This is a genomic window from Streptomyces sp. NPDC104309, from assembly GCF_055584025.1.
In genome coordinates this window covers 38,111-47,608 of sequence record NZ_JBVJMV010000055.1, presented here as the reverse complement: position 1 = coordinate 47,608, position 9,498 = coordinate 38,111, and the positions used below count along the sequence as shown (strand labels likewise).

Genomic DNA, 9,498 nt, shown 5'->3' with positions numbered 1-9,498 from the left:
CGTTCCCGTCACCCACCGGCAGTTCTTCACCAAGGATGGGAACGTCCGCATCATGCCCATGCGGCAACAGATGATCTCCTGGGGAACGATCTACAAGGTCCTGCGGGACACGCTGCCCGCCGAGCGATACCACGACGACCAGCCGGTGGCCGCGCTCGCGCCCACACCCGCAGGGACCACCATCCACGTCGGCGACGCGGCGCACACGGTCGACCTGGCGATCATCGCGGACGGATCCGCGTCCCGGCACCGCGGACTCGTCGCGCCGGAAGGTGCCTCCCGCTACGCCGGCTACGTCGCCTACCGCGGCGTCATCGACGAAGCCGACCTCCCCCAGGAGCTGGCCACGCGCTTCCGCGACCGGTTCAGCTTCTACGACGGGAACCGCACCCAAATCCTGGGCTACTTCATCCCAGGCGACTTCGGCACGACCATACCGGGCCATCGCCGGATGAACTGGGTCTGGTACGTACGGGCCGACGCACCCGAACTCGAGCGCATCACCACAGACCGAAACGGCATCAGCCATGGCCTCTCGCTGCCACCGGGGCTGATCGCGCCCCAAGTCCGCAGCGACCTCCTGGTCCGCGCACGATCGACACTGCCACAGCCTCTGCGCAAGCTGGTGGAATACACCCGCGAGCCCTTCCTGCAAGCGATCCTCGACGGCCGCGTCTCCAGGATGCGCAACGACCGGATGCTGCTGACCGGGGATGCCGCCTTCGTGGTCCGGCCACACACCGCCGCCAGCGTGGAAAAGGCGGCCGCCGACGCCATCACCCTCTTCCACGCACTGCAGCAATCACCGTCCGCAGAAGCCGCCTTGCAGGCGTGGGAGCAGCTCCGCCTCGCCGAAGGCGCCGCCATCTACAGCCAAGGGGTCAGCCTCGGGCACAGATTGGGCCTCAGCGGCGGGGAGACGAGCGTCGGCACCAATATCCGAACCAGCTGACGACCGCACTGCAGGGGCCCACGCGGGGGCATCAGATAATGTTGAGGCTGTCCAGAAACGGTGCCGCGGCGGACGCGTCGCCCGCGATCTCGCAGTGCTCGCGCCAGGGTTCCCGGGTCGTGCTCCAGGCGATGAAGTCGAGCGCTGTGCTGCGGATCCGGACGGCGCCGTCGGCGCCAGGCTCGACCGTCAGCCGCCCGTCTGGCCCGGTGGCGGGGAAGACCGTGACGGTCGTTGCGCCTGGTCCCGTCATCTCGATGACGAGGGGCTCGCCGACAGTGGCGGTGAGTTCGGGGCCTTGCATCTGTGGCAGGCCGGCGAGCATGAACTCGATGGCGGGCGCGACCAGGCCCTCGGTCGGCTCGGGCACGGTGAAGGGAAGAGGCCCACGGGGGGCGAGGATGTCGTTGTAGAGATGGCAGAAGACGTTGAAGGCCATCGTGTTGGCGAGCAGATGGCGTGGATAAGTCCCGAGGCCAGGGACGTCGACCATTTCGTCGGCGTGGGGCGATCGCTGAGCTGCTGCCAATAGGTCCAGTTGACGGGGAGTGCTGCGGCGCCACTCGTCGAGTACATCGGCGTGACTCCAGTCGCGGCGTTCGTCTACACGCATGTCGTGGTAGCGCTCACGGTTCCTGGGCCAGGTCGGGTCAGGCTGAGGCGGATCGATCGCCTCGGTGGCGAGGGCCGCCAGGTGGGCCATCACGTCGATGACACGCCAGCCGGCGCAGGCAGAGGGCAGTTCCCATTGCTCCTCGGTGATCCGGGGAACGATATCTGCCAGATGTGCCGTGGCCAGACGGGCCGCGGCGAGGCCGCTTTGTGTCATCGGTCCTCCCTCGGGTGGCCTCAGCCTCGACGGAGCCGGAGCCGGGCGACGGGTTGATGTGAGTGTCCTCGCGCCGGTGACTCAGGTCACGGTTCGGCGGGACTGGCGGTAGGTGGCAGCGACATCGGCACGGCCGCGCCCGTCCTCGACGGCAAGACCCAGCCGTTCGCGTACGACTTCCGCGATCCCAAGGTGCGGCCCGGCAGAGCGGGCCGTATCGGTGATGAGGTTCGCGTCCTTGGCCGCCGCCTCCATAGGGAACGACGGGGTGTCGAGATCGTCGTCGATCACCTTCGGGCCCTTGGTCTGAACATAGTGGCCGTCCAAGGCCGCTGCCGTTGATGACGTCAATGAGCAGGCGAGGGTCGACGCCGAGCGCGTCGGTGAGAGTCAGTGACTCGGCGATTCCCTCGACAGTCACCAGAACCCAGGCGTTGTAGGCCAGCTTCAAGCTGCTGGACTGACCAACTTCCATGAGCCATAAGGTGCGTGAGCCGACCGCGTCGAGTACGGGGCGTACACGCTCCCGGGTCGAAGTCTCGGGAGTGGCTGCCTGGATGGTCAGTGTTCCGGCCACGGCCGGTTCCTTGGTGCCCAGGAGAGGGGCGTCCACGGGATGACTCTGACGGTAGGACGACTGACTCATCGTCACACCTCCCATCCAGCGAATCTAAGCGTCCTCGCCAATCCAGACGGTCTTGGCGTTCATGAACTCTCGCATGCCGAGATCGGACAACTCACGGCCGTAGCCGCTGCGCTTGACGCCGCCGAAGGGGATCTCGGGGTAGCTGGTCGTGTTGCCGTTGATGAAGGCCATGCCCGACTGCACGTCCCGGATGAACAGAGCCCGTTCGTCCTCGTCCTCGCTCCACAGGTTCGATCCCAGCCCGTACGGGTGGCCGTTCGCCTCTCGCAGGGCCTCCTCCAGCGAGGAGACCGTCCACACCTGCGCCACGGGGCCGAACACCTCCTCGTGGTACATCCTCATCTCCGGTGTGATGTCGGTCAGTACCGTGGGCGGGTAATACCAGCCGGGCCTGTCCGGGCGCTCGCCGCCTACCAGCACCGTCGCTCCCTTGCTGACGGCATCGTCGACGTAGTCCTCCACGTCCCGTCGGCCGGACTCGGTCGCCAGTGGTCCGACGTCGGTGCCTTCGTCCATGGGGTCACCCACTACCAGCGCCCCCATCTTGGCCACGAATTTCTCGATGAAGGCGTCGGCGATGTCCTTGTGCACGAAGAACCGCTTGCCGTTGATACACGACTGTCCGTTGTTCAAGCATCGCGCCCTGACCGCGACGTCGGTGGCTTGCTCCAGGTCCGTGGAGGGCATCACGATGAACGGATCCGAACCGCCCAGTTCGAGGACCACCTTCTTGATCGCGGCGCCCGCGATGGAGGCGACCGACCGCCCTGCCGGCTCACTGCCTGTCAACGTCGCGGCCGCCACTCGCGGGTCTCGAAGAACCTGCTCCACCCTCCCCGATGAGATCAGCAGAGTCTGGAACACATCGTCCGGGAAGCCCGCTTTACGGAAGAGGTCCTCCAGATACAAGGCACACTGCGGCACGTTGGAAGCGTGCTTCAGCAGCCCCACATTCCCCGCCATCAACGCGGGCGCGGCGAATCGCATGGCCTGCCACAACGGCAGATTCCACGGCATCACCGCAAGCACGGCACCGATCGGCTGATACGTGACGTACGTCCGCTTCGCGCCTACGCGCTCGCCGTCGCCGACCGCATTCTGCAGCAACGCGGGCCCCTCGTCGGCGTAGAAGCGCAGTCCGCGCACACATTTCTCGACTTCGTCCTGGGCTGCCCGGTAGGTCTTGCCCATCTCCGAAGTGATCAGCTGACTGACCTTCGCAGCGTCTTGCTCAAGGTGATCAGCGGCAGCCCTGAGCCAGGCCGCTCTCTCCTCGAGGCTCGTCAGCCGGTATGAAGTAGCCGCGGCCGAGGCGCGGGCCAGCTTTTCTTCAAGACCTTCCGGAGTCAGTTCGTCGAAGGTCTTGACCGACTGCCCTGTGGCCGGGTTGATCGTGGCAATTGCCATTACCGTCTCCTCGGGAGCACGTTGGACCCTTCATTGTGGCCAGCCCAAGGGCCACGCCCCTGGGGTGGCCTACGGCAAGTCGGCGACGTTTCCCGATTTGTCGTAATTCTGAAATTCAAGGTAGCGCGAGGCAGTGCTGTGGGCAACTTCAGCCCGGTTCCAAACGAGTTCCGAATTTGTGGCGCTGTTGTCCAAGTGGCGCTTGTATTCAATTAACGGATGGAAATCCTGGCGAGGCTCGGCGGTGATCTCGTCTGTGAGTTCCAGAGTGCGAAGGATGTGGGGCATGGTGCGGGCGGCGTCCGCGATGACCGCGGCGTCCTTCGCGTCGGTCTTGGCCTCGCCCGGGTAGAGGTCGGCGATCCGGCGCATGGCGAGTCCGGGCAGGTAGGCGACCTTGCAGCCCGTGTCCCGGGCCACGGTGAGCGGGAGAGCGCCGATGGAGGCGGGCTGGTCCACGATCACCAGGACGGTGCCGAACTTCGCGGTCAGTTTGTCGAAGACGGCCCGCAGTCTGGGCTCGCTGTTGGGCAGCGGTTTGTCGAAGACCTTCTTCCTGGCCGGGGTCAGCCAGTGCCCGTGATGGGTGCTCTTGCCGACGTCAAGCCCAAGGAAGACGCCCACCTCTGTCGTGTCGAACATCGTTACTCCCTCTCCCCAAGGGTGTTCACGGTGCCGGCCTCGGCAGTGGTGTCGTGCGCGCGCATCCACGTTATGCAGACCTGCCGCCCGCGAACTGTCCGGCATTGCGCCGGACCGGGCAGTGGCCGGACCTCTCATCAGCGTCTCCGACGGCACCTTCCGGGCCCGGTGACACCACCCCCCAGGTCATGTCTTCGACAGGGGGCAGATGTCGTGCACCCATACGATGTCGAGCCGGTCCAGGCCGAGCCGCTTCAGGCTGCCCTCGATCGACCGCTCGGTCGCCTCGGCTGTCCACTCGTGCACGATCTTGTTCGGACGGCCGTGCTCGAACAGGCTGCCCTTTTCGCCGAAATCGCGACCTCCGGATTCGACCTCGTCCAGGATGACGCGACCCACCTTCGTGGACAGCACGAATTCTTCCCGGGGCTTGTGCGACAGCAGCCCACCGAGCCGGATCTCCGCAAGACCCGCCCCGTACAGCGGAGCGGTGTCGTAGTACCGGATGCCCTGGTCCCAGGAGGCATCCAGCGTCGCGGCGACCTCGTCGTCCGGAACGGCGCGGAACATGTTCCCCATCGGAGCCGTACCGAAGCCGATGCGGTCGGGAAGGATCTTGTTGAGGTCCATGGTCGGTTCCTCTCGAAGTGCCGGGCCTGCGGGCTGTGACGCGCTTCCCGCGGGGGATCGCCCGTCAAGGGGGCGCGGATCACCGGGCTCTGCCGCCGGTTCTCATTTCGTCCGACTCACGTGGTGAAGCCGGACAGAAGGCGCCCGGCCCTCGCGGACCCGGGCGGCAGCTCTTGGCGCTCGATCCCGCCGGGTAGCACCGGCGCCGGCGCCGCGCGGTTACTGGCAGCGCTCCAACCCGAGTGCTTCCACCCAATACCCGATCGGACCCCCGGCACCACTGGGAGCGCTGCCCGCACCGCTGCTCCTGGCATAGCTGAGGTCCGACCCGGACGCCCCTGCTGTCGGCACCACGGAATGGCCCGTTGATTCCTGGAATCTTCACCGCGTTCGCGGCGCGTCGTGAGTGAACGAACCAGTGCACGTTGACCGCGACGGCTCGATCGCGGACTCGACATCCGTGGTGTCGACTCGGGCGGCTTCGCCCGGTGTCAGGCCATCAAGGCGTTAGCCGACGGCGAGGAACTCGAGTTGCAGGTTGTCGGGGTCGCGGAACACGACAGTCGAGTAGGCGAACGGTTCCGTCTCGTCCCTGATGGGCGTGTGCGCGATTCCCAGCTCGTCGAGCCAGGACATCCAGGACTCGAGGTCGGCGCGCGAGCCGACCTGGAACGATATGTGGTCCAGCCCTGTCCGGGATTCGAGGAAGCCCTCGTGCTGGTTGCCCGTGTTGGTGTGCAACCCGATCACGACACCGGAATCCGGCGTGATCAGCAGGACCCCGTATCCCGTCGATTCCCGGTAGAGGTGGTTGAACTTGTAGTCCACTCGCTCGGCGTCGAACAGCCGTTGATACCAATCCAGGCTGTCGTCCAGGTTGGACACGGTAAAGGAGAGGTGGTGGACCCCGGTGATCCTGGGGCCGGCGGCGACATGGCTCATGGCTTACCTCCGGTGAGGGGTAGATGGCATGGCATCCCGTCCGGCTTCCCGCCCTGGCCTCTCGTCCGGTCAGGAGAGGGCCTTGAGGAGCTCTTTGGCCAGGGGGCCTGAGGAGGCGGGGTTTTGCCCTGTATGGAGGTTGCGGTCCACGACCGTGTAAGGCTCCCACGCAGGACCCCGTGAGTACTCGGTGGGCAGCTTCTTCAGCTCGTCCTCCAGCAGCCACTTGGCTTTGTCGGCGAAACCGACGGCGGTCTCCTCTTCGTTGCAGAAGCCCGTCACACGGAAGTTGGCGAAGGGTGTGTCGCCGTTCGCGTCACGGGTCGCAAGGAGAGCGGCTGGGGCGTGGCAGACGATGCCGAGCGGATTGCCGGAAGCGAGTGCCTTCCGCAGCAGCGATCCGGAGTCGTGGTCGACCGAGAGGTCTTCCATCGGGCCGTGACCTCCGGGGTAGTAGACCGCGTCGTAGTCCTCGAGGCGCACATCCTTGAGGGGGATGGGATGTCGCAGCTCGTCCGCCGACTCGATGACGGCTTCTTCCTTGAGGGCATTCTCCTCGCCGCCCGCCATGTGGGGTTCCAGGCTCATCGTGTCCACAACAGGTACGACCCCGCCGGGAGTTGCCACGGTGATCTGGTGGCCAGCTCCGGTGAGCACGCTATAGGGCGCCACGAATTCCTCGGCCCAGTACCCGGTCGGGTGCCGGTGGCCGTCCTTCAGAGTCCAGTAGCTCGCGCCGGTGAGCACGAACAGTATCTTGGCCATAGGACGCTCCTCTGGGATGACGTCGCCTCAGAAAGGGCATAGTGAGTGACCGGTTTAACGTCAATTGTGAGTGGGTGTCCCAGAGGCTGCAACTCGTGACCGATTCGATACGTGCGTAATTCCAGCAGCTGGTAAGCGTTATAGGAAATGTGCGCCAGGCTATAGAAAATGCGTGCCACGGATGGGTTCTATCCGTTCGGCGAGAGTCGGCACCACGAGCAAGGTAAATAGCGCCGCTACGGCAAGCCGATTGGTAATTACCGGGGGTAGCGTGTATTCCGCCTTCTCGGGCCGCCGATGGTGAGTCGAAGATCCGGAGAGGGGCTTGGAGCGAACTCGGAACTGTGAACGTTTGTGCTGCCGTGGCTCGGCCCGGCCGTCCAGACCTGCTCATCGCTCGTAGGTGCCGTATATGGCTGCTCGCGCGATAGCGTGGGTGAACAGGAGGAAGTCCATGTAGGCAGGGGTCGCCGCCTCGGACACCTCCAGTTTCTCCACGTCGACGGCATGCACCACGAGGAAGTGCGGTCCGGGCCGTTGCCTGGAGGCGTAGCCGGACCGAGGTATCTTCTGTAGCCAGCGTCGTTGGCCAGTGTCACCGCGCAGCCAGGTAGATCGCTGCCGTCTCCCGCCCCGGCCGGAAGGCCGGTCACGGAGGCAGGAAAGTTGGCCACAGCCCAATGCCAAAATCCCGAGGCAGTGGGCACGTCGGGGTCAAACATCGCCACCGTGAAACTGCGCGTCTCCTCGGGAAAGCCGGACCAGCTCAGCTGCGGTGAGACGTCCAATCCGCCTGCTCCCAGGATGCCGCTCACCTGCTCGCGGGCCAGTGGCTCGCCGTTGGCCACGGACTCCGAGGTCAACGAGAAGGTCCTGATCGGCGGCATGAAATCGTAAGGACCATAGGGTTTGATCATGACAATCCTTCGCATCGACGGCCGGTGATCGGGGAGGACGAGAAACGGCCATGCTCCCGTGCTCTGCGGCGGGCCGGCTGGGCGTGCCTTCCGCACGGCAAACACGCCCACGGCTGGCGCAGTCGCTGTTCCGGTTGGCGGCGTGGTGTCGGCAGGTCCCAAACACCTTCATCTGCCATGTTGCCGGCCATCAGAGCCGGCGCAGCGAACCGTATGGCCTGCCACAGTGGCAAGTTCCACGGCATCACCGCGAGGACCACGCCGAGCGGCTGATAGGTGACATACGTCTGCTTGGCGCCGACGCTTTGGCCATCGCCAGGCCGGTCCTTGCAGGAGCTTGGGGGCCTCGGCGGCGTAGAAACGCAGCCTGCGCACGCACTTGGCCACTTCCTCCTGGGCCGCCCGAAGCGTCTTGCCCATTTCCGTAGTGATCAACCGGCTGATGGCGTCGGCCTCTTTCTCCAGACTGTCAGCCGACTGTCTGACCCATCCCGCCCGCCGTTCGGCTGTCGTCAAGCGGTAGGACGCGGCAGCGGTGGCCGCCCGGGCAAGTTTTTCTTCGAGTTTCTCGGGGGTGAGTTCATCGAAGCTCTTGAGGGCCTCGCCGGTGACGGGACAAATCGTTGCGACAGCCATGATTCAACGCTATGAGCAGCGTTACTGGCTGGCAATTCGGGTCAGGCATTCTCGCGGTCGCCGATCCCCGGCATCGGTCGGCACTGATGGTCGGTTTGGATCTCGCTGGCAGGCGCACGACCCGAGATGTCAGCATTCAACATCGAATTCACTGACGAGGAGTTCGAAGAGCTCCGCGCGGCCGTCGGCGAGCTTGGCGTCTCCACGAAGGCCCTCGTCACACGCATCACCGCTGGCCACCTCGCCCACCACACAGTCCTCCGCGAAGCCGCACAGGTCTTCCAGCAGACCCAGAACTGGCTGCTGCCATCGAAACGGCCCCACACCCAGCACCAGCGGGCGGACCGTCGGACACATGCCACCGGTCATCCTCATTGACGTACCCTGGCTCCTCCGCCAGCACGAGCAAGCACCTGCCTGACCAACACGTCATACCGACTTCTCGGCCCTCGTTGCAGCAGCCGCCCGTCACAGAGTCGATGCACCCCGCCTCGGTTTCGTTTCGACCCCGACGCCTCCTATCGCGCCGGCGCTCTTCTGCTGCTCCGCTCCCTGCCAGCCCACAACATGCGCTACGCCTGTGCAGTCGTCATCGCCTACGTGTGCGCCAGCGGAGAAGGGCTCGGAACCTTAGAACTCGTAACACGATCTTGCTGGCGTGCAGCGGCCGTCGGGGACAGGGGGCGTCGTCGAGCGGCCGGTGAGTAGGTCGCTGTTGCCGAAGCCAGGCGGTTCACGGGCCCAGCCGGAGTCATGCGGGGATGAAGTTCGGCCACCAGGGTGGGACGTTGCCCGGGCACACCGGGGCGGGGTAGGAGTCCGGCATACCAAGCCATGTGACAAGTAACCAGGTGAACCACAGGGTGAAGATGAGCCCTGCAGTCAGGGCTGTCCTGCGATGACGTCTTCCGAGAGTGCTGTGCAGGATCACCCACGGAACCGCAGCGGCGATCCATATCAGAGGCGCAAGAAACAGCAAAGTCATGCCATTGGCTGCTGCGTTGCTGCCGACATCACAAGCAGCCCATGCCCTCCCAATCGCAGCAACGGTCACCACTGCGGTCAGCCCACCGAAGAGGGCACCAAAGCCAGCTCCTCTGAACCAGCGGCTCGGAGGACTCGACGGCCCTGC

The 9,498-nt window shown here is 65.3% G+C and carries 11 protein-coding genes and 3 pseudogenes; 3 read left to right on the top strand and 11 right to left on the bottom strand.

Annotated elements, in window-relative coordinates; all coding sequences use genetic code 11:
* The coding region (locus tag ACZ68L_RS40990) for an FAD binding domain-containing protein (RefSeq protein WP_469588406.1) at positions 1 to 952 on the top strand (952 nt) is incomplete at its 5' end.
* Between the two features lie 31 nt (positions 953 to 983).
* Here ACZ68L_RS40990 and ACZ68L_RS40985 read toward each other — a convergent pair.
* From ACZ68L_RS40985 to ACZ68L_RS40950, 8 genes and pseudogenes are all read right to left on the bottom strand, one after another.
* Positions 984 to 1,781 carry a maleylpyruvate isomerase family mycothiol-dependent enzyme gene (locus ACZ68L_RS40985; protein ID WP_469588403.1) on the bottom strand — a complete coding sequence of 266 codons (798 nt, stop codon included), beginning with the start codon at positions 1,779 to 1,781 and terminating at the stop codon, positions 984 to 986.
* Between the two features lie 81 nt (positions 1,782 to 1,862).
* Positions 1,863 to 2,108 (bottom strand): hypothetical protein, encoded by a 246-nt coding sequence (locus tag ACZ68L_RS40980; protein WP_469588400.1) that lies wholly within the window; start codon positions 2,106 to 2,108, stop codon positions 1,863 to 1,865.
* Positions 2,109 to 2,451: 343 nt separating this feature from the next.
* Positions 2,452 to 3,834 carry an NADP-dependent succinic semialdehyde dehydrogenase gene (locus tag ACZ68L_RS40975; protein ID WP_469588396.1) on the bottom strand — a complete coding sequence of 461 codons (1,383 nt, stop codon included), beginning with the start codon at positions 3,832 to 3,834 and terminating at the stop codon, positions 2,452 to 2,454.
* 237 nt (positions 3,835 to 4,071) lie between these two features.
* Positions 4,072 to 4,476: pseudogene (locus tag ACZ68L_RS40970) on the bottom strand (IS110 family transposase); the annotation flags it as partial.
* A 207-nt stretch (positions 4,477 to 4,683) separates the two neighbouring features.
* Positions 4,684 to 5,106, bottom strand: a pseudogene (locus tag ACZ68L_RS40965) (aldo/keto reductase); the annotation flags it as partial.
* Between the two features lie 507 nt (positions 5,107 to 5,613).
* Positions 5,614 to 6,048, bottom strand: a complete 435-nt coding sequence (locus tag ACZ68L_RS40960) for a VOC family protein (protein WP_469588391.1) — start codon at positions 6,046 to 6,048, stop codon at positions 5,614 to 5,616.
* Positions 6,049 to 6,117: 69 nt separating this feature from the next.
* Positions 6,118 to 6,813 carry a type 1 glutamine amidotransferase domain-containing protein gene (locus ACZ68L_RS40955; RefSeq protein WP_469588386.1) on the bottom strand — a complete coding sequence of 232 codons (696 nt, stop codon included), beginning with the start codon at positions 6,811 to 6,813 and terminating at the stop codon, positions 6,118 to 6,120.
* A 257-nt stretch (positions 6,814 to 7,070) separates the two neighbouring features.
* The gene (locus ACZ68L_RS40950; protein ID WP_469588409.1) at positions 7,071 to 7,601 is read right to left on the bottom strand and encodes a YbhB/YbcL family Raf kinase inhibitor-like protein; all 531 of its coding nucleotides are present in this window, start codon (positions 7,599 to 7,601) and stop codon (positions 7,071 to 7,073) included.
* Between ACZ68L_RS40950 and ACZ68L_RS40945 the strand changes: the two genes are divergently transcribed.
* Positions 7,543 to 7,710 carry a hypothetical protein gene (locus tag ACZ68L_RS40945; protein ID WP_469588416.1) on the top strand — a complete coding sequence of 56 codons (168 nt, stop codon included), beginning with the start codon at positions 7,543 to 7,545 and terminating at the stop codon, positions 7,708 to 7,710. The two genes, ACZ68L_RS40950 and ACZ68L_RS40945, sit on opposite strands and share 59 nt — an antisense overlap.
* A gap of 16 nt (positions 7,711 to 7,726) precedes the next feature.
* Here the strand turns inward: ACZ68L_RS40945 and ACZ68L_RS40940 are convergent, their stop codons facing one another.
* The 3 genes from ACZ68L_RS40940 to ACZ68L_RS40930 form a co-directional block, all read right to left on the bottom strand.
* Complete coding sequence (locus ACZ68L_RS40940) at positions 7,727 to 7,975, bottom strand: hypothetical protein (protein WP_469588382.1); 249 nt, start codon at positions 7,973 to 7,975, stop codon at positions 7,727 to 7,729.
* Entirely contained in the window at positions 7,899 to 8,366 is a 468-nt protein-coding gene (locus ACZ68L_RS40935) for an aldehyde dehydrogenase family protein (protein WP_469588380.1), read from the bottom strand. The genes ACZ68L_RS40940 and ACZ68L_RS40935 overlap by 77 nt, the downstream gene beginning before the upstream one ends.
* A gap of 129 nt (positions 8,367 to 8,495) precedes the next feature.
* Positions 8,496 to 8,735, bottom strand: a complete 240-nt coding sequence (locus ACZ68L_RS40930; RefSeq protein ID WP_469588412.1) for a hypothetical protein — start codon at positions 8,733 to 8,735, stop codon at positions 8,496 to 8,498.
* Here ACZ68L_RS40930 and ACZ68L_RS40925 point away from each other — a divergent pair.
* Positions 8,722 to 8,990 (top strand): annotated as a pseudogene (locus ACZ68L_RS40925) (toxin Doc); the annotation flags it as partial. The gene ACZ68L_RS40930 and the pseudogene ACZ68L_RS40925 overlap by 14 nt on opposite strands.
* Positions 8,991 to 9,498: the final 508 nt, after the last annotated feature.

What these genes read in the sequence shown, in the direction of transcription:
- ACZ68L_RS40985 (WP_469588403.1), bottom strand. Translation starts at nt 1,781, where the DNA reads ATGACACAAAGCGGCCTCGCCGCGGCCCGTCTGGCCACGGCACATCTG.
- ACZ68L_RS40940 (WP_469588382.1), bottom strand. Translation starts at nt 7,975, where the DNA reads ATGCCGTGGAACTTGCCACTGTGGCAGGCCATACGGTTCGCTGCGCCG.
- ACZ68L_RS40955 (WP_469588386.1), bottom strand. Translation starts at nt 6,813, where the DNA reads ATGGCCAAGATACTGTTCGTGCTCACCGGCGCGAGCTACTGGACTCTG.
- ACZ68L_RS40935 (WP_469588380.1), bottom strand. Translation starts at nt 8,366, where the DNA reads ATGGCTGTCGCAACGATTTGTCCCGTCACCGGCGAGGCCCTCAAGAGC.
- ACZ68L_RS40975 (WP_469588396.1), bottom strand. Translation starts at nt 3,834, where the DNA reads ATGGCAATTGCCACGATCAACCCGGCCACAGGGCAGTCGGTCAAGACC.
- ACZ68L_RS40930 (WP_469588412.1), bottom strand. Translation starts at nt 8,735, where the DNA reads ATGACCGGTGGCATGTGTCCGACGGTCCGCCCGCTGGTGCTGGGTGTG.
- ACZ68L_RS40960 (WP_469588391.1), bottom strand. Translation starts at nt 6,048, where the DNA reads ATGAGCCATGTCGCCGCCGGCCCCAGGATCACCGGGGTCCACCACCTC.